Source organism: Tepidimonas sediminis (genome assembly GCF_007556605.1).
Taxonomy (GTDB): domain Bacteria; phylum Pseudomonadota; class Gammaproteobacteria; order Burkholderiales; family Burkholderiaceae_C; genus Tepidimonas; species Tepidimonas sediminis.
The window spans coordinates 30,611-48,819 of the sequence record NZ_VJND01000009.1 but is presented as its reverse complement, the minus strand read 5'-3'; the positions used below and the strand labels follow the sequence as shown (position 1 = coordinate 48,819).

The following is an 18,209-nucleotide window of genomic DNA, read 5'->3' as shown; positions in this document are numbered from 1 at the left end:
GGGGAACGTACCATGACCGCCATCCGCCAGGACGATCTGATCCAGTCGGTCGCCGACGCCTTCCAGTTCATCAGCTACTACCACCCGGTCGACTACATCCAGGCGCTCGGACGGGCCTGGGAGCGCGAGCAGTCGCCGGCGGCCAAGGACGCCATCGCGCAGATCCTGACCAACTCGCGCCTGAGCGCCGAGGGGCACCGGCCGATCTGCCAGGACACCGGCATCGCGGTGGTGTTCCTCAAGGTCGGCATGAACGTGACGTGGCCTGACGCCACGATGAGCCTGCAGCAGATGGTGGACGAGGGCGTGCGGCGCGCCTACACCCACCCGGACAACCCCCTGCGCGCCTCGGTGCTGGCCGACCCGGCCGGCGCGCGCCGCAACACGCGCGACAACACCCCGGCGGTGGTCCACGTGGAGATCGTGCCCGGCGACAAGGTCGAGGTGATCTGCGCGGCCAAGGGCGGCGGCTCGGAGAACAAGACCAAGTTCGTCGCGCTCAACCCCTCCGACTCGATCGTCGACTGGGTGCTCAAGACCGTGCCGACGATGGGCGCGGGCTGGTGCCCGCCGGGCATCCTCGGCATCGGCATCGGCGGCACGCCCGAGAAGGCCATGCTGCTGGCCAAGGAGGCCCTGATGGCGCCGGTGGACATCCACGAGCTGATCGAGCGCCACCGCCGCGGCGAGCGCCTGACGCGCGTGGAGGAGCTGCGGCTGGAACTGTACGAGAAGGTCAACGCGCTGGGCATCGGTGCGCAGGGGCTGGGGGGCCTGACCACCGTGGTGGACGTCAAGATCCTTGATTACCCCACCCACGCGGCCAGCCTGCCGGTGGCGATGATCCCGAACTGCGCCGCCACGCGCCATGTGCACTTCGAGCTGGACGGCAGCGGCCCGGCCCGGCTGGAGCCGCCGCGGCTGGAGGATTGGCCGGCGGTGACCTGGACGCCGGATACGCAAAGCGCGCGCCGCGTCGATCTCGACACGCTCACGCGCGAGGAGGTGGCCCGCTGGAAGGTCGGCGACAAGCTGCTGCTCAACGGCCGGATGCTCACGGGCCGCGACGCCGCGCACAAGCGCATCGCCGACCTGCTGGCCAAGGGCGAGAAGCTGCCGGTGGACTTCACCAACCGCGTCATCTACTACGTCGGCCCGGTCGATCCGGTGCGCGACGAGGTGGTGGGCCCGGCCGGCCCCACCACCGCCACGCGCATGGACAAGTTCACGCGCATGATGCTGGAGAAGACCGGCCTGATCGCGATGGTCGGCAAGGCCGAGCGCGGGCCGGCCGCCATCGAGGCCATCCGCGACAACCGCAGCGCCTACCTGATGGCGGTGGGTGGGGCGGCGTACCTGGTGGCCAAGGCGATCAAGGCCGCGCGCGTGGTGGCCTTCGAGGACCTCGGCATGGAGGCGATCTACGAATTCGAGGTGCGCGACATGCCGGTGACGGTGGCGGTGGACTCGAGCGGCACCAGCGTGCACGAAAGCGGCCCGGCCGAGTGGCGCCAGCGCATCGCCAGCGGCGAATTCAAGGGCATCGCGGTCACCGCGGGTTGAAGGGGCGGGCCGGGGCATCCCGCCCCGGCGCGGCCGCCGGCCGCCCTGCCCGAGGCCGCGCCGTCACCGGGGCGGGACCCGGGCACCGACGGCCGCGCGTCAATGCAGGTGGCGCGGCTTGCGCGGGCCGCCGTGGCCGCCGCCGCGCGGCGGCTTGCCCAGCTGCAGCGAGTTGACCATCGCGTCGAAGCGGTTGGCGAACAGCTGGTCGATGGCCTGGATGACGCCGCCGAGCTCGGAGGCGTCGAAATGGCGCTCCATCAGCTCCACGACGTCGCGCACCAGCATGTCGCGCTGCACCTGCATGATGGCCGCCGGCGTCGGGCCGACGAAGCACATGACGAAGTCGTCGCGCGCCTGCGCGTCCGGCTCGGCCTCGTCCTCGTCGAACTCGAGGTCGTAGAACGACACCTCGATGGCCGCGCCCATCGCGGAGATCTCGTTGAGGCCCATGCAGGCCTCCTCGATGGCCAGGCGGAAATCCTCGTCGCCCTCGATCGTCCAGCACATCTGCAGCAGATGGGCCTTGGGGTCGAAGCGGATGCCCGGCTCCTCCTCGTAGTTGCTCGGGGCGGCGTCGACCAGCGAGCGGGCCCCGACATACTGCCACAGCGGGCGCAGCGCCTCCTGGATCTGCGGAAAGTCCACGTCGTCGCGCAGCGGCACGTCACCGTGCACGTGGATCTCAAAAGGCGGGTTGTCCTGGCTCATGCTCGCCACCGTTTGCGGTCAAAGCCTCCATTGTACGGCCGGGGGTCCGGCGGACGGGTCGGGCGGGCCGCCTCGCCGGGTTTCTTCCGTGCGTTGACCGTCTCACGTCAAACCCGAACCATGATCCGGTCGTTCCGCTGCCGCGACACCGAGGCGCTGTTCGGCGGAGGGGCGGTGCCGCGTTTTGCCAACATCCGCGCGGTGGCGGAGCGCAAACTGGCGATGCTGCACCGCTCCACCCGTCCGGACGACCTGCGCATCCCGCCCGACAACCGGCTCGAGGCCCTGCGCGGCGACCGCGGCGGGCAGCACAGCATCCGCATCAACGACCAGTGGCGGGTCTGTTTCCGCTTCCTCGACGGCGACGCGTACGACGTCGAGATCGTGGACTACCACTGACGCAAGGAGATCGAGACCATGGACAGCGTGACGCCGGGCATGCGGCCCATCCACCCGGGCGAGGTGCTGCGCGAGGAATTCCTCGTTCCGCTGGGGTTGACGCCCCACGCGCTGGCACTGGCGCTGGGGGTGCCTGCCACCCGCATCCACGACATCGTGCGGGAGCGCCGCGCGATCACGGCGGACACGGCGCTGCGGCTGGCGGCATTCTCTGGCAACAGCGCCGAGTTCTGGATGGGCCTGCAGGCCGACGATGACATGACGCTGGCGCGCGTCGCGCTGGTCGATGCGCTGGCCCGCATCCGGCGCTTCGAGCACGCCCCGGCGTCATGAGCCCGCAGCCGCAGGCGGCACCGATAGAATCCCGGCCACCGGAAGCGGGTGTGATGGAACCGGTAGACATACAGGACTTAAAATCCTGAGGCTGCAAGGCCGTGCGGGTTCGAGTCCCGCCACCCGCACCAGGGCCGCACGTGCGGGCGCGGCCTCAGTCACGGCGCTGCCACGCGGCGGCGAAGAAGCCGTCGCAGCCGTGGCGGTGCGGCCACAGGCGCAGGTAAGGGCCGTCGACCAGCGCCGCCGCATCGGCGACGCGCGCCTCCTCCAGCAGCGTCTGCGCCGGCAGCGGCTCGAACGCCCCGCCGTGGGCGGCGTCGAACGCCGTGGCGACGTCCTCGTTTTCCTCGTCCAGCAGGCTGCAGGTGGCGTAGACCAGGCGCCCGCCGGGCCGCACGAGGCGCGCCGCCGCGGCCAGGATGCGCCCCTGCAGCGCCGCGTGCCGGGCGACGCTGGCCGGATCGTGGCGCCAGGCCAGCTCCGGGTGGCGCCGCAGCGTGCCGGTGCCGGTGCACGGCGCGTCGACCAGCACGCGGTCGGCCTTGCCATGCAGGCGCTGCAGCCGCTCGTCGTCCTCGCCGCTGATCTGCAGGGTCACGACACTGTTCAGCCCCGCACGCGCCAGCCGCGGCGCCAGCGCCAGCAGCCGCCGCGGCACGGTGTCGAAGGCATACAGCCGGCCGCTGTCGCGCATCGCCGCCCCCAGCGCCAGCGTCTTGCCCCCGGCGCCGGCGCAGAAGTCCACCACGGTCTCGCCGCGGCGCGCCCCCACCATGGCCACGATCAGCTGCGAGCCCTCGTCCTGCACCTCGATCCAGCCCTCCTCGTACGGCTGCAGGCCGGCCAGGCGGGTGCGCTGCGGCAGGCGCAGGCCGTGCGGCGCATGGGGGGTGGGGGTGACCGCCAGACCATGCGCCTGCAGCGCCGCCTGGGCCTGCGCGCGGCGGGCCTTGAGCACGTTGACGCGCAGATCCACCTGGGCGGGCTGGTGCAGTGCCTGCGCCAGCGACGGCAGTTCGGCCGGCCCCAGCCGCGCCTGCAACCGCTGCAGCAGCCACTCCGGCAGCCCCAGACGGGCCGCCTTGGGCGCCGCCGCCAGGTCCAGCGCCGCCGCGCGCGCCTGCAGCACCTGCGCCTCCTCGGCCGCGGCGGGGTCGCTCTCGCGCAGCGCCGGCAGCGCCTCGGCCGGCCAGGCCAGCGCCATCACGGCCCGGCACAGCGGGGCGTCGGCGCGCAGCGCGGCCACGTCGAGCAGCCCCACGCCCTCCTCGCCACGCAGGCGCCGCGCCAGCCAGTGCCAGCGCGGCAGCGCGCGCAAGGCCGCGTAGAGCGTGTCCCCGAGCGCCTGGCGCAGGCGCTGGCCGACCCGCCGCGGCCCCTGGCCGAGCGCGTGCGCCAGCACCGCGTCAGGGGGCTGGCGGAAGGCCAGGGTCTGCTGCAGCAGGTCGGCGGCCAGCGCCAGCGCCTCCGCAGGCCGGGCACGGGCGGTTGGCGACCGTCGGGAAGGACGAGGGTGACCCATGGCGCGATTGTCCCGCAGCCCGGCGGCCGCTCGTCACGGGCAACCTGTCCGGTCACGGCAGGTCGGCCCGTGCCGCCCGGGCTGGACGTCCCCGAACCCCGGCAGCGGGTACCGGATGCGGCCGGGGCGCTGCCGGATAATCGCGCCCCATGCCAGACCTCGCCTCCGAGGTGCGCCGCCGGCGCACCTTCGCCATCATCTCGCACCCCGACGCGGGCAAGACCACGCTGACCGAAAAGCTGCTGCTGTTTTCGGGCGCCATCCACATCGCCGGCAGCGTCAAGGCGCGCAAGGCCGCGCGCCACGCCACCAGCGACTGGATGGAGATCGAGAAGCAGCGCGGCATCTCGGTGGCCAGCTCGGTGATGCAGATGGAGTACCGCGACTGCGTCATCAACCTGCTGGACACGCCGGGGCACCAGGACTTCAGCGAGGACACCTACCGCGTGCTGACCGCCGTGGACGCGGCGCTGATGGTGATCGACGCCGCCAACGGCGTGGAGCCGCAGACGCGGCGGCTGCTGCAGGTCTGCCGCGCGCGCAACACGCCGATCCTGACCTTCATCAACAAGATGGACCGCGAGGTCAAGGCGCCGCTGGACCTGCTGGACGAGATCGAGCGCGAGCTGGGCATGACGGTGGTGCCGTTCACCTGGCCGGTCGGCATGGGCAAGCTGTTCCACGGCGTGTGGGACCGCCGCGCCGAGCAGATGCGCGTCTTCGCCCCCGGCGAGGACCGCCGCGGCGGCGACGAGGAGATCCTCGCGGGCCGCGACAACCCTGCGATCGCCCAGCGCTTCGGCGCCGAGTGGCGGCAGGCGCAGGAGGAGCTGGAGCTGGTGGAGGCCGCCACGCCACCGTTCGAGCACGCGGCGTTCCTGGCCGGCACGCAAACGCCGATGTTCTTCGGCTCGGCGATCAACAACTTCGGTGTCAAGGAGGTGCTGGACGCGCTGGTCGATCTGGCCCCGCCGCCGGGGCCGAAACCCGCGCTGCAGCGCACCGTGGCGCCGACCGAGCCCAAGTTCAGCGGCGTGGTGTTCAAGATCCAGGCCAACATGGACCCGGCGCACCGCGACCGCGTGGCCTTCGTGCGCGTGGCCAGCGGCCGCTTCGAGCGCGGCATGAAGCTGCGCATCACCCGCACCGGCAAGGAGTTCAAGCCCAACACGGTGGTGTCGTTCCTGTCGCAGCGGCGCGAGCTGCTGGAGGAGGCCTACGCCGGCGACATCATCGGCATCCCGAACCACGGGCTGCTGCAACTGGGCGACACGCTCACCGAAGGCGAGGCGCTGCAGTTCACCGGGCTGCCGTTCTTCGCGCCGGAGATCATCCGCAGCGTCGAGGTGGCCGACCCGCTGCGCACCAAGCAGCTGCGCGCCGGCCTGCAGCAGCTCGGCGAGGAAGGCGCGATCCAGGTCTTCCGGCCGATGGCGGGCTCGGTGCTGCTCCTGGGGGCGGTGGGGCAGCTGCAGTTCGAGGTGGTGCAGCAGCGGCTGGAGACCGAATACGGCGTCAAGGCGCGCATCGCCCCGAGCCCCTACCACGTGGTGCGCTGGGTGACCTGCCCGCCGGAAAACGGCGGCGAGGCGGAACTCAAGCGCTTCATCGACGCCAACCTGCACCGCATGGCGTGGGATGCGGTGGATGCGCCGGCCATCCTGCTCGACCACGCCGCCACGCTGCGCGCGGTGGAGGGCAACTGGCCCAGGATCCGCTTCCACGCGATGCGCGAGCACGCCGGGCTGGTGTTCCATTCGGCCGCGGCCTGAGGATCGCCGCGATGAGGCTGTTCGCCCCGCTCTACGACCGCGCGCTCACGTGGGCGCGCCATCCGCGCGCGCCGCGCTACCTGGCGGCGCTGAGCTTTGCCGAGTCGTCGTTCTTTCCGGTGCCGCCGGACGTGATGCTGGTGCCGATGGCGCTGGCCCAGCCGCAGCGCGCCTGGCGGCTGGCGTGGCTGACCACCTGGGCCTCGGTGCTGGGGGGGCTGGCGGGGTATCTCATCGGCTGGCTGGCGTTCGCGGCCATCGAGCCGTGGCTGCGCGGCAGCAGCTACTGGCCGGCCTATCAGCAGGCGGTGGCGTGGTTCGACGCCTGGGGCGCCTGGGCGGTGTTCGTCGCCGGCTTTTCGCCGATTCCGTACAAGGTGTTCACCATCGCCGCCGGGGCGCTGGCCATGCCGCTGCTGCCGTTCGCGCTGGCCTCCCTCGTCGGACGGGGGGCGCGCTTCTTTCTGGTGGCCGCGCTGATGCGCTGGGGCGGCGCGCGCATGGAGCCGCTGCTGCGCCGCCACATCGACCGCATCGGCTGGGCGGTGGTGGGGCTGGTGGTGGTTGGCGGGGCGATCTGGTACGGTCTGCACTGACGATCGGCCGGCCACTAGACCGACCCCGCCCGCTCCACGACCAAGATGCGCGCCGGCCCCTGCGGATGGGCCACGTGCTCGCAGCCGGCCTCGGCAAAGAAGACGTCGCCCGGCTCCAGCAGGCGGCGGTGCTCCTCGCCGGCCTCGCGCCAGCGCATCTCGACGCAGCCGTCGAGCACGGTGAACACCTCCGCGCCATCGTTGACGTGCCAGCGGTAGGGCGCGTCGGTCCAGTGCAGACGCACGGTGATGCCGTCGAGCCGGGCGATGTCGAGCGCGCCCCAGGCGCGCTCGGCGGTGAAATCACGGGGGCGGATGATGGTGGGCATGGGGTGCTTCCAAGGTGGCAGGGGCGGGCGTTGCACGAGGTCAGTACGGCCGGCCGTCCTTGTGGGTGAAGACCCAGCGGCCATCGACGCGCACGGCCCGCAGGTCATCGTCGGGGTAGTGCACCGTGTCGCCGGGGGTTCGGTCGCCGATCTCCAAGTAGACCACCGTTTCGGCGGTCGGGTTGACGAGCTGGTGCGCATCGCCCGAGCCGGCGGCAAAGCCGGCGCACATGCCGGGGGCGAGCGGCGTGTCGCCGGCATCGGTGCGCAGCACGGGGTGGCCTTGCAGGATATAGACGAATTCGTCCTGGTGGCTGTGCCCGTGGCGCAGCGACGAGACTGCACCCGGCGCCAGTTCGGTGAGGTTGACGCCGAAGCGGCTGAGCCCGAACACGTCGCCCAACGCCCGCTTGATGCGGCCGGTCACGCGGGCGGCGAACGGTGGCGGGTAGAGCGAAGGCTGGGTGCGGGGCGGCACGTCGCGGGCGGCGACCGCCACTTCAGACACGGGAGCGGGTCCGGCCGGCATGTGGGCATCTCCTCGAAGGGGTAGGATGGCGACGACGATTCGTCGCACACCCTGGGTATCCTGCGCCATGCCTGCTGACGGCACAACGGTTTCCAACGCGATCTCGGTCTCGGCCCGCATCGGCGCCATGATCGTGGGCGCGGCCGCGGCGCGGGGGGTGGCGGCCGATGGGTTGATGGCCGCAGCGGGGTTCGATGTGGCGTGGCTGGACGACCCGGACGCGCGCATGCCCCTGGCAGTGGAAACCCGCCTGTGGGACGAGGCGGCGCGGCGCAGCGGCGACGTGGCCTTCGGGCTGCATGCGGCGGCGGCGATTCGCCCCGGCATGTTCCAGGTGCTGGACTATGCGGTGCGCACGGCGCCGAATCTGGGCACGGCCCTGCAGCGGCTGGCGCGCTACAACCGGCTGCTGCACGACGTGGCCACATTCGACATCCAGGCCCAGGGCGCGGTGGTGCGCATCGTGCACCGCTTCGCCGACCCCCGTGCGCGGCCCAGCCGGCACGCGGTGGAGTTCACGCTGGCCTCGCTGGTGGTGGTGGCGTCGCAGATCGGCGCCGCCCCGGTGCGGGCCGTGGCGGTCGATTTCGCGCACGAGGCCGTCGGCGGCGTCGAGGATCACCGTGCGGTGTTTGGCGTCACGCCGCGCTTCGGGGCTCCGCAGTCGTGCCTGGCGCTGGACGCGGCGGTGCTGCGGCGCCCATTGCCCGCGGCCGATGCGGAGCTGTCGCGCATCGTGACCGCCCATGCGGACAGCCTGCTGGAGCGACTCGGCCCCGCGACCGCGTCGTGGTCCGACCGGGTGCGGCGCGCCTTGCTGCAGGGGCTGGACGGCGAGCGCGCGACTTTGCCCGCCGTGGCCCGCCAGCTGGGCCTGAGCGAGCGCAGCCTGCAACGGCGGCTGCGCGACGAGGGCACCGGGTTTGCCCCGCTGCTCGACGCGGTGCGGCACGAGCTGGCCCTGCGCTGGGTGAGCGAGGGTCGGCTGGCGCTGGGCGAAGTGGCCTACCTGCTGGGTTTTTCGGAGCCCAGCGCGTTTCACCGCGCCTTTCGCCGCTGGACGGGCACCACCCCGCAGGCGATGCGCCGGAGATCTGCCCAACCCGCGACGGACGCCGACCGCCCGGCCTCGACGGCTGCTCGCTGACATCATCGCAGCGGGGCCGTGCGGGCCAGAAACGCCAGTAGCGCCGGCGCGACCTGCTGCGGCACTTCCAGATGCGGGTAGTGGCCCGCGCCGTCCACCAGGACGGGCGCGGAGCCCAGCTGCTCGCCCAGCCAGCGGGCCTCGGCCACCGGATCGGGAAAGTCGGGGTCGCGCGTGCCCATCACCACCAGCGCGGGCACGCGGCTGCGCGCCACGATCGCCTCGGTGTCGGCCTTGGAAAGGCCCACCATCGTGCGCAGCGCCGCCATGCGCCCCGGCTCGCGCAGGTTGGCCGCCAACGCGGCGCGCGCCTGGGCGTGATCGTCCGGCTTGCGCAGGGGGAACAGGCTGTCCCAGAACGCCATCCAGAACGCCGTGCGCCACGGACCGGCGAAGCCAACCGCCACCGCCGCCCGCGCCCACCACGGCGGCTCGCCGTCGCGCACGACCGGGCCCAACAGCACCACGCCGCGCACCTGCGCCGGCATCTCGTGCGCGGCCCACAGCGCCGAGCCGGCGGCAAACGAGTTGCCCAGGATCACTGCCGGCCCGGCCTGCAGGTGCCGGATCAGCTCGAGCGCATCCAGCCCGACGGCGCGGGCCGAATAGTCGTCCCACGCCACCGACGAATCGCCATGGCCGCGGATGTCCATCGTCACCACGCGGTAGCCGGCGCGCCACAGCAAGGGCCGCAGCGCCCGGTATTCGCGGCGCAGATCGCCCATGCCCGGAATGGCCAGCACCAGCGGACCCGGACCGCCAGTGTCGTCGTAGGCGATGCGGCCATGGGGCAGCGTCAAATAACGGGTGACGGCCGGAGGGATGGGGGTCGCCAGCGCCCCAGCGGCCAGGGGCAGGGTCAGGGCGGCGGCAACACAGGCGCGGGTGAAGATTCGGCCAACGGCGGACATGGCAACGGCTCCAGCAACACGGGGGAAGGCAAGGCCCCACTGTGCCGGATGCAGGGCGCTGCGGCGATGACCGGCGGCGCCAGACGATGGACGTCAGGCGCCAGCGTCGCGCAGCCAGCGCTCGATGGCGCGCGGGTAGATCAGGTGCTCCTGCGTCAGCACGCGCGCGGCCAGCGCCTCGGGCGTGTCGCCGGGCAGGATCGGCACCACCGCCTGCTCCAGGATCGGGCCGTGGTCCAGTTCCGCCGTCACCAGGTGCACGGTGGCGCCGGCGAAGCGGCAGCCCGCCTCGAGGGCGCGCCGATGCGTGTGCAGCCCCGGAAAGGCCGGCAGCAGCGACGGGTGGATGTTGATGAGCCGCCCGGCGAAGCGTTCGACGAAGCCGGGCGTGAGGATGCGCATGAAGCCGGCCAGCACCACCAGCGCCCGCCCGTCGGGGTCGAAGCGCGCGATCGCCTCGGCCAGCGCCGCGTCGAACGCCTCCCGGCTGGGGTAGGCCTTGTGGTCCACCACCGCGGTCGGCAGGCCCTCCCCTTGCGCCCAGGCCAGCCCCTTGGCGTCGGGCCGATTGCTGATGACGGCGGCGACGAACGCGCCCAAGCGCTCGCGCCAGCGCTGCGCCTGCGCCGCGCGCACGATGGCCTGCATGTTGCTGCCGGTGCCGGAGATCAGGATCACCAGCGGGCGGGGGGTCGGTCGGGGGGCGTCGCTCATGGCCCGGCAGTGTAGCGGCTGGCGCTGTCGCCTCGCCGACAGCGCAAAAGCGAACGACCGTGCATAAACAGGCCTTTCCAAGACGAGGAGACGGCGATGGATCTGGCCTTCACGCCCGAGGAGCTGGCGTTCCGTGACGAGGTACGCGCCTGGATCGAGGCGCACCTAGATCCGGCCGTGGCGGCCAAGGTGCACGCCGGGCTGCGCCTGACCAAGGAGGAGATCCAGGGCTGGGCGCGCACGCTGGGGCGGCAGGGCTGGCTGGCCTACCGCTGGCCGCGCGAGTTCGGCGGACCGGGCTGGAACGTGGTGCAGCAGCACCTGTTCGACGAGGCCCTGGCCGAGGCCGGCGCGCCGCCGATCCTGCCGTTCGGCCCGGTGATGGTGGCCCCGGTCATCATGGCGTTCGGTACCGCCGAGCAGCAGCGGCGCTTTCTGCCCGGCATCGCCAGCGGCGAGGTCTGGTGGTGCCAGGGCTACAGCGAGCCCGGCGCGGGCTCGGACCTGGCCAGCCTGCGCACGCGCGCGGTGCGCGACGGCGATCACTACGTGGTCAACGGCCAGAAGACCTGGACCACGCTGGCGCAGCACGCCGACTGGATCTTCTGTCTGGTGCGCACCAGCACCGAGGGCAAACCGCAGGCCGGCATCAGCTTCCTGCTGATCGACATGAAGTCGCCCGGCATCACGGTGCGGCCGATCCGGCTGCTCGATGGTGAGTACGAGGTCAACGAGGTCTGGTTCGACGACGTGCGCGTGCCGGTCGACAACCGGATCGGCGAGGAGAACAAGGGCTGGACCTACGCCAAGTACCTGCTGTCGCACGAGCGCGCCAACATCGCCGACGTCAACCGCGCCAAGCGCGAGCTCAAGCGCCTCAAGCGCCTGGCGCAGGCCGAGGGCGTGTGGGACGATGCGCGCCTGCGCGACGCCATCGCGCTGCTGGAGGTGGACATCGTCGCGCTGGAGATGCTGGTGCTGCGCGTGCTCGCGGCCGAGCGCGGCGGGCGGCCGGCGCTGGAGCTGGCCGCGCTGCTCAAGATCCGCGGCAGCGAAATCCAGCAGCGGCTGGCCGAGCTGATGATGCTGGTGGCCGGACCGATGGCGCTGCCGTACCTGGAGACGGTGCTGGAAGGCCACGCCGGCGTGCCCGCCCCCGGCAGTGCGGCGGCGCTGGCACCGCTGGCGCCACGTTATCTGAACCTGCGCAAGACCACCATCTACGGCGGCAGCAACGAGATCCAGCGCAACATCGTGGCGCAAACGCTGCTGGGCTGACCCCGGGCCACCGACGAGGAGACGGCGATGGACTTCGATTTCACCGACGAGCAGCGGCAACTGCGCGACGCCGTGCAGCGCTGGGCCGAGCGCAGCCATCCGTTCGAGCGCCGGCGCGCGACGCTGGCCGCAGGCGGCTTCGATGCGGCGACATGGGCAGAGCTGACGGCGTTGGGCCTGCCGGGCCTGACGGTGCCGGAGGCGCATGGCGGCATGGCGCTCGGGATGGTGGCGGCGATGGTGGTGCACGAGGTGCTGGGTGCGGCGCTGCTGCCCGAGCCGCTGGCGCAGGTGCACATCGCCAGCGCCGTGCTGCAGCGCCACGCGGCGCCGGCACTGCAGGCCGCCTGGCTGCCGCGCCTGGCCACCGGCGAGCTGGTGGCGCTGGCGCACGTGGAGCGCCACGCGCGCCACCGGCCCGAGGCCGCCACCACCACGGCGCGCGCGACGGCCGAGGGCTGGCGGCTGCAGGGCACGAAGCATGCGGTGCCGGCCGGGGATCGGGCCGCGGCGTGGCTGGTGCCGGCGCGGACGCCGGCCGGCCTGGCCCTGTTCCTGGTCGAGCGCGGCGCCCCCGGCGTGAGCCTGACCCCCCATACGACGCTGGACGGCAGCCGCGCCGCCGAGCTGGCGCTGCAGGACACCCCCGCCACGCTGGTGGCCGACGACGGCGCCGCGGCGCTGGCGTGGGCGGTGGACATCGGCATCGCGCTGGCCTGCGCCGAAGGCGTCGGGGTCATGGAGCGGGCGCTGGCGCTGACGGTGCAGTATCTCAACACACGCCGGCAGTTCGGTGTGCCGATCGCGAGCTTTCAGGCGCTGCGCCACCGCGCCGCCGACATGAAGCTGCAGCTGGAGCTGGCGCGCGGCATGAGCTGGTACGCCACGCTGCGGCTGGAGGCGCCGCCAGCGCCACGCCGCCAGGCGCTGGCGCGCGCCAAGGTTCAGCTCGGCCAGGCGATGCGCTTCGTCGGCCAGCAGGCGGTGCAGCTGCACGGCGGCATCGGCGTCACCGACGAGGCCGAGATCAGCCACTGCCTGCGGCGCCTGACCCAGCTGGAGCTGACCTTCGGCGACACCCTGCACCACCTCGGCGAGGTGGCCGCCCGCATGACGGACGATGCGGGCGTGGCGATGGAGGGCGGCCAGCCGTCGCCGGCGTGACCCCCTGCTGGCGAGACCGGGCGATGAGCGCGCCAGCCTACGACACCGACTTCGTCGTCATCGGTTCGGGCTTCGGTGGCAGCGTCAGCGCGCTGCGCCTGGCCGAGAAGGGCTACCGCGTCACGGTGCTGGAGCAGGGGCGCGCCTGGACGCCGACGGAGCTGCCGGCGACGAACTGGGACTGGCGGCGCTGGCTGTGGCGGCCGGAACTGGGTGCGCGCGGCTTCTTCGCCCTGCGGCTGTTCCGCCACGTGGTCGTGCTGCACGGCAACGCCGTCGGCGGCGGCTCCATCACCTACGCCAACACGCTGCTGGTGCCACCGCCGCAGGTCTGGGAACACGGCAGCTGGGCCGGACTGGAGGACTGGGTGCGCGTGATGCCGGCGCACTACGCCACGGCGCAGCGCATGCTGGGCGTGACGGTCAACCGCAGGCTGGCCGCGGCCGACGGGCGCCTGCGCGAGATGGCGCGCCACGCCGGCGTGGAGGCGAGCTGGCACCCCACGCCGGTGGCGGTGTTCTTCGGCGACGCGGACGACCAGGAGGGCGGACGCCTGTACCCCGACCCCTACTTCGACGGCGCGGGGCCGGCGCGGCGCTCGTGCACCGGATGCGGCGGCTGCATGGTCGGCTGCCGCGTCGGCGCCAAGAACACCCTGGACCTCAACTACCTGCACCTGGCGCAGCGCGCCGGCGCACAGCTGCTGGCCGAGACGCGGGTCACGCGCGTGGTGCCGCTGCCGGGGCCGGACGGCGGCGCCTGCCCCGACGGGCGCCACGGTTACGCCGTGCACAGCCGCCGGCGCGAGGGCGGACGCACGCGGACGCTGGTGCTGCGCGCGCGCGGCGTCGTCTGCGCCGCCGGCGCGCTGGGCACGCAGGCGCTGCTGCAGGAGGCGCGCCGCCGCGGCGACCTGAGCGGCCTGTCGCCGGCGCTCGGGCGCGACGTGCGCACCAACGCCGAGTCGCTGATCGGCGTGCGCTGGCCCGGCAGCGCCGAGGATCTCTCGCGCGGCGTGGCGATCGGCTCGGCGATCCGGCTCGATCCGTACACGACGGTGGAGGCAACGCGTTACCCGGCCGGCTCGGACGCGATGGCGCTGCTGTCGACGGTGATGGGCGCCGGCGATGGCCGGCTGGCCTGGGCGATGGCGCTGCTGCGCGGCCTGCTGACGGCGCCGCGCGCCACCTGGCGGCTGCTGCGCCCGCGCGACTGGGCGCGCGAGTCGATGATCCTGCTGTGCATGCAGACGCTGGATGGCACGCTGACGCTGCGCTGGCAGCGGCCGTGGTGGTGGCCGTGGCGGCCGCGGCTGCGCAGTGCCGGTGCGCCGCTGCCGCACCACATCGAGGTGGCCAGTCGCTTTGCGCGGGCGGCCGCGGCCGCCACCGGCGGCGTGCCGATGGCCTCGCTGCCGGAGGTGCTGTTCCACATCCCGATGACGGCGCACTGCCTGGGCGGGGCGGTGATGGCAGCCGACCCCGCGCACGGCGTCTGCGACGCCTGGCAGCGCACCTTCGGCCAGCGCAACCTGTGGATCGTCGACGGCTCGGTGATCGGCGCCAACCTCGGCGTCAACCCCAGTCTGACCATCGCCGCGCTGGCCGAGCGCGCCATGGCCGCCGTCCCGCCGCCGGCGGCGATGACGTGGGATGGCATCGGCACGCCCGTTGCGGCACACTGAGCAGGTATCCGAGGAAGCGCTCCCGATGAACGCCTGGCGCCCCGACCTGACCGCCCTGCCACCCGACGACGTCGCCGCGGCACTGCGCGCGCAGCTGGAGACGATGCGCGCCGCCGCCCGTGGCGCGCCGGCGCCGGACGCGCAGGGGCGCCGCGCGCACCTGCGCCGCCTGCTGGAGGTGGTGCTGGACCACGAGCGCGCCTGGGTGGAGGCGGTGGCGGCCGACTTCGGCCGCCGCAGCGCCACCGAGACCCGCCTGCTGGAGCTGGGCCCGCTGGCCGACCAGATCCGTCACGCGATACGGCACGTCGCGCGCTGGATGCGGCCGCGGCGCGTCCCCGTCAATCCCCTGTTCTGGCCGGCGCGGGCGCGCATCGTGCCGCAGCCGCTCGGCGTGGTGGGCATCATCGGCGCCTGGAACTACCCGGTGCAGCTGACGCTGTCGCCACTGGCCGACGCGCTGGCGGCCGGCAACCGGGTGCTGCTCAAGCCCTCGGAGCTGGCGCCGCACACGGCGGCCTTGCTGCAGCGCACGCTGGGCGAGGCTTTCCCGCCCGATCAGGTGTGCGTCGTCACGGGCGGGCCGGCAGTGGCCGCGGCGCTGGCGGCGCTGCCGCTGGACCATCTGCTCTTCACCGGCTCGACGCGGGTCGGACGGCTGGTGGCGCAGGCGGCCGCGCCGCAGCTGACGCCGCTGACGCTGGAGCTGGGTGGCAAGTCGCCGGCCATCGTCGGCCCCGGCGCCGACCTGCAGCAGGCGGCCGACCGCATCGTCAGCGCCAAGGGCTGGAACGCCGGCCAGACCTGCATCGCGCCGGACTACTGCCTGGTGCCGCGGGCGCGGCGCGACGCCTTCGTGCAGGCGTTGCAGACCCACGCCCGGCGCCGCTGGCCGGGGGGCGTGGACGACCCGGACTACACCGCGCTGGCCAGCGCGGCGGCGTGGCAGCGCATGCTGCGCCTGGCTGCCGAGGCCGCCGCCGGCGGCGCCACGCTGGTGCCGCTGCTGCAGCCGGCGGTGCCACCGCCCGAGGCGCCCGCCCCCGCGCCTGCGGTGCTCGGGCCGGTGGCGGTGCTCGATCCCCCCGCCGACACCGCCCTGATGCGGGAGGAGATCTTCGGCCCGCTGCTGCCGGTGCTGACGTACGACGAGCTGGACGAGGCGCTGGCGCGCATCGAAGCCGGCCCGCGGCCGCTGGCGCTGTACCTGTTCGAGCGCGACCGCGCCGTCATCGAGCGGGTGCTGGCGCGCACCACGAGCGGCGGCGTCACCGTCAACGACTGCATGCTGCACCAACCGCAGCATGCGCTGCCGTTCGGCGGCGTGGGGGCAAGCGGCCAGGGCGCCTACCACGGGCGCCACGGCTTCGAGCGCTTCTCGCACCTGAAGGGCGTGTACGAGCAGCACCCGCTGGTGGGTGCAGTCTTCGACCGCTGGGTGCGCCCGCCCTACGGCGCGCTGACGCAGCGGCTGCTGCGCTTCATGCTGCGTCGCTGAGCCGGCGCTGCGCCCCGGGCGGCAGCTGCGCCGTCAGCGTCAGCCGGCGGCCGAAGGGGATGCCGATGCGGGCACGCGCATTGACCGCCCAGCCGTTGGCGTCCAGCAGCGGGCCGAGGTTGCGCCGGCGCAGCTTCAGCGCCGCCAGCAGCATCGAGGGCCCCGAGATCAGCAGCATGATCCCGAGGATGACCAGCGGCACCTGCCACCAGGCCAGCTGCAGCAAGCCCGTCACCACCGCCGCCAGCGCCGTGCCGAGCGCCCCCAGCGCCAAGCCGATGGCGGCGAAGATGCCGGCGAACTTGGCGATGTCGAACGCCGGCGAGGCCGGCGCGCGCCTGCACGGCCTGGTCGCGCGCGGCGGCGAACTTGCGCAGCTGCTCGCCGACCAGGCGGCCGAGGCGCCGGTACGGCAGCCAGAACGCCTCGCGCACGCTGATCGGGTTGTCGACCACGCGCTGCAGCGTGAACAGCCAGTCGCGTCCGGTGTGGTCGACGAAGAGGCCGTGGCGGCCCGGCACCATGAAGTCGGAGGCATCACCGGCGGTCAGCGCCGCCACGAGGCCACGCGGTGCCTCGCCGGCACGCTCGCACACGCCGTAGAGCAGGTACATGCCACTGTGTGCCGCCAGCTGGGCGTGCGCGGCGGCATCGGCCACCGGCAGGCACAGTCGGCACTCGCGCTGGTCGATGTAGAGCGTGCCGATCTGGAACGCCGCCTGCGCGCGGCCGTAGAAGTCGGCGAAGTTGACCATGTTGCGCAGCAGCGTGACGAGGTCGCGGCGCAGCAGCAGCAGGGCGCGCAGCGCCTCGATGCGCTCGGCCTGTGCCGCGGCGCCGAGGTCGTACGCCACGGCCGCGTGCAGCCGCTCCGCCACGGCCTCCTCCTCCCACGCCTGCAGCCAGGCGGGCGGCCAGTCGGCCGCCGGGACGGCCGGGCGCGCGGCCAGCCACTCGCCCCACGGCCGCAGGCGGGCGTTGAGCAGGCGCCAATCCGCCTCGGTCAGCGCCTCGCGCTCGCCCAGCAGCGGCTGCACGGCCTGCACGCGCAGCGCCTCCACCGCCGCCGCCCAGGCCGGGTTGAGCGCCTCGGCGCGCAGCGGCAGCAGCGGCTCGGGCGTGACGTGCGCCAGCGGCAGCGCGGCCAGCGCTTCGCCGGCGGCCGCCAGCGCCGGCTCGCCCAGCGTCGCCAGCGCCTGCGGCGACCAATCCAGCGCCGGCTGCAGCCGCGCATCGAACGCCGCCAAGCGGCAGCGGGTGTAATGATCCTCGACCTTGGCCGCCAGCGCCTGCACGGCCTGCCACGCGGCGGCCAGCGTCGCCGCATCGCCCTCGGGTTGCGCCGCCCGCCAGGCGCGCACGGCCGCCACGTCGGCCTGCGCCGCGGCGATCTGCGCCTCGCCGATGCCGGGCTGGCCGCTGCGGTCGGCAGCACTCCCGTAGACGGCCAGCAAGCGCCCGACCCAAGCCTCCAGCTCCGCATCGCTGGCCACCAGCGCCGCCGGCACCAGGCCGTCACCGTTGGGCAGATCGGGCGGGAAGACGCGCGCCGGCTCGGCCAAGTCGTCCGCGGTCAGCGGGTCGTCCTCCGGGCGACCGAGCCGCCGCAGCACCAGTCGCGCCGCCTCGCGCAGCGCCCGCCCCTCCTCGTCGTCGGCCAGGTCGTGCGGCGCCAGGCTGGCGCCGCCGTCGAACAGCATCCCGGGATCGCGCAGCCGGTCGCACACCCACGCGACGGCGGCCAGCACCTCCGGCCGGCGGATGCGTCCGTCGCCGTCGCGGTCCAGCAGCGCCATGGTGGCAGGGTCGATCGTCAGGCCGCTGGTCGGGCAGGCCAGCGCCACCCACAGCTTCGGGTCGAGTCCGGGCAGGGCGCGCAGGTCGTCGGCCCCGTCGATCAGCGGCTGGTCGACGCCGCCGGCGCGGAAGAAGCGCCAGCGATGTGCGGTGGCGGCAGAGGTCATGGCCTGGACTCCACAGGGATGGAGCATCCATCCTAACCGCACGATCCCATCGGCGGCATGGCCGGCAAGGCCGAGGCCGCCCACCGTGGCG

The 18,209-nt window shown here is 73.6% G+C and carries 17 protein-coding genes and 1 tRNA gene; 11 read left to right on the top strand and 7 right to left on the bottom strand.

The annotated features are described in order from the left end of the window. Window positions 1-12: 12 nt before the first annotated feature. On the top strand, window positions 13-1,563 hold the full coding sequence (locus Tsedi_RS08125) for a fumarate hydratase (RefSeq protein WP_143895479.1): 1,551 nt from the start codon (window positions 13-15) through the stop codon (window positions 1,561-1,563). 99 nt (window positions 1,564-1,662) lie between these two features. Here the strand turns inward: Tsedi_RS08125 and Tsedi_RS08120 are convergent, their stop codons facing one another. Continuing rightward, a complete protein-coding gene (locus tag Tsedi_RS08120; protein ID WP_143895477.1) occupies window positions 1,663-2,274 on the bottom strand; it encodes a DUF6806 family protein in 612 nt (203 codons plus the stop codon). Window positions 2,275-2,394: 120 nt separating this feature from the next. Between Tsedi_RS08120 and Tsedi_RS08115 the strand changes: the two genes are divergently transcribed. The 3 genes from Tsedi_RS08115 to Tsedi_RS08105 all read left to right on the top strand — a co-directional run bounded on the left by Tsedi_RS08115 (window position 2,395) and on the right by Tsedi_RS08105 (window position 3,137). Continuing rightward, entirely contained in the window at window positions 2,395-2,673 is a 279-nt protein-coding gene (locus tag Tsedi_RS08115) for a type II toxin-antitoxin system RelE/ParE family toxin (protein ID WP_143895475.1), read from the top strand. Between the two features lie 18 nt (window positions 2,674-2,691). Further along, window positions 2,692-3,006 (top strand): HigA family addiction module antitoxin, encoded by a 315-nt coding sequence (locus Tsedi_RS08110; RefSeq protein WP_143895473.1) that lies wholly within the window; start codon window positions 2,692-2,694, stop codon window positions 3,004-3,006. 44 nt (window positions 3,007-3,050) lie between these two features. Beyond that, window positions 3,051-3,137, top strand: a tRNA-Leu gene (locus tag Tsedi_RS08105). 23 nt (window positions 3,138-3,160) lie between these two features. Here Tsedi_RS08105 and Tsedi_RS08100 read toward each other — a convergent pair. After that, entirely contained in the window at window positions 3,161-4,531 is a 1,371-nt protein-coding gene (locus tag Tsedi_RS08100) for an RsmB/NOP family class I SAM-dependent RNA methyltransferase (protein WP_143895471.1), read from the bottom strand. A 149-nt stretch (window positions 4,532-4,680) separates the two neighbouring features. On the opposite strand from Tsedi_RS08100, the gene Tsedi_RS08095 reads away from it, so the two are divergent. Next, window positions 4,681-6,303: a peptide chain release factor 3 gene (locus tag Tsedi_RS08095; protein ID WP_143895469.1), complete on the top strand. Its 1,623-nt coding sequence runs from the start codon at window positions 4,681-4,683 to the stop codon at window positions 6,301-6,303. Window positions 6,304-6,314: 11 nt separating this feature from the next. Next, window positions 6,315-6,899: a YqaA family protein gene (locus Tsedi_RS08090; protein WP_143895467.1), complete on the top strand. Its 585-nt coding sequence runs from the start codon at window positions 6,315-6,317 to the stop codon at window positions 6,897-6,899. A gap of 14 nt (window positions 6,900-6,913) precedes the next feature. Here Tsedi_RS08090 and Tsedi_RS08085 read toward each other — a convergent pair whose 3' ends face one another. Both Tsedi_RS08085 and Tsedi_RS08080 read right to left on the bottom strand, forming a co-directional pair. Continuing rightward, complete coding sequence (locus tag Tsedi_RS08085) at window positions 6,914-7,228, bottom strand: cupin domain-containing protein (RefSeq protein WP_143895466.1); 315 nt, start codon at window positions 7,226-7,228, stop codon at window positions 6,914-6,916. A gap of 40 nt (window positions 7,229-7,268) precedes the next feature. Then, complete coding sequence (locus Tsedi_RS08080) at window positions 7,269-7,877, bottom strand: cupin domain-containing protein (RefSeq protein WP_281280126.1); 609 nt, start codon at window positions 7,875-7,877, stop codon at window positions 7,269-7,271. Between the two features lie 7 nt (window positions 7,878-7,884). Between Tsedi_RS08080 and qhpR the strand changes: the two genes are divergently transcribed. Then, window positions 7,885-8,904, top strand: a complete 1,020-nt coding sequence (gene qhpR / locus Tsedi_RS08075; RefSeq protein WP_185970614.1) for an AraC-like transcriptional regulator QhpR — start codon at window positions 7,885-7,887, stop codon at window positions 8,902-8,904. A 2-nt stretch (window positions 8,905-8,906) separates the two neighbouring features. On the opposite strand, the gene Tsedi_RS08070 is transcribed toward qhpR, so the two are convergent. Continuing rightward, window positions 8,907-9,704 carry an alpha/beta fold hydrolase gene (locus tag Tsedi_RS08070; protein ID WP_221934213.1) on the bottom strand — a complete coding sequence of 266 codons (798 nt, stop codon included), beginning with the start codon at window positions 9,702-9,704 and terminating at the stop codon, window positions 8,907-8,909. 204 nt (window positions 9,705-9,908) lie between these two features. Continuing rightward, window positions 9,909-10,529 (bottom strand): phosphoribosylglycinamide formyltransferase, encoded by a 621-nt coding sequence (gene purN / locus Tsedi_RS08065; RefSeq protein ID WP_143895458.1) that lies wholly within the window; start codon window positions 10,527-10,529, stop codon window positions 9,909-9,911. Between the two features lie 96 nt (window positions 10,530-10,625). On the opposite strand from purN, the gene Tsedi_RS08060 reads away from it, so the two are divergent. From Tsedi_RS08060 to Tsedi_RS08045, 4 genes are read left to right on the top strand one after another with little or no spacing between them, the layout of a single operon-like run. Next, window positions 10,626-11,807 carry an acyl-CoA dehydrogenase family protein gene (locus Tsedi_RS08060; RefSeq protein WP_143895456.1) on the top strand — a complete coding sequence of 394 codons (1,182 nt, stop codon included), beginning with the start codon at window positions 10,626-10,628 and terminating at the stop codon, window positions 11,805-11,807. A 27-nt stretch (window positions 11,808-11,834) separates the two neighbouring features. Continuing rightward, entirely contained in the window at window positions 11,835-12,971 is a 1,137-nt protein-coding gene (locus Tsedi_RS08055; protein WP_143895454.1) for an acyl-CoA dehydrogenase family protein, read from the top strand. A gap of 23 nt (window positions 12,972-12,994) precedes the next feature. Further along, the gene (locus tag Tsedi_RS08050; protein WP_143895452.1) at window positions 12,995-14,656 is read left to right on the top strand and encodes a GMC oxidoreductase; all 1,662 of its coding nucleotides are present in this window, start codon (window positions 12,995-12,997) and stop codon (window positions 14,654-14,656) included. A gap of 25 nt (window positions 14,657-14,681) precedes the next feature. After that, window positions 14,682-16,154 (top strand): aldehyde dehydrogenase family protein, encoded by a 1,473-nt coding sequence (locus Tsedi_RS08045; RefSeq protein ID WP_143895449.1) that lies wholly within the window; start codon window positions 14,682-14,684, stop codon window positions 16,152-16,154. On the opposite strand, the gene Tsedi_RS08040 is transcribed toward Tsedi_RS08045, so the two are convergent. Then, window positions 16,106-18,118, bottom strand: a complete 2,013-nt coding sequence (locus tag Tsedi_RS08040; protein WP_143895447.1) for a hypothetical protein — start codon at window positions 18,116-18,118, stop codon at window positions 16,106-16,108. The genes Tsedi_RS08045 and Tsedi_RS08040 overlap by 49 nt on opposite strands. Window positions 18,119-18,209: the final 91 nt, after the last annotated feature.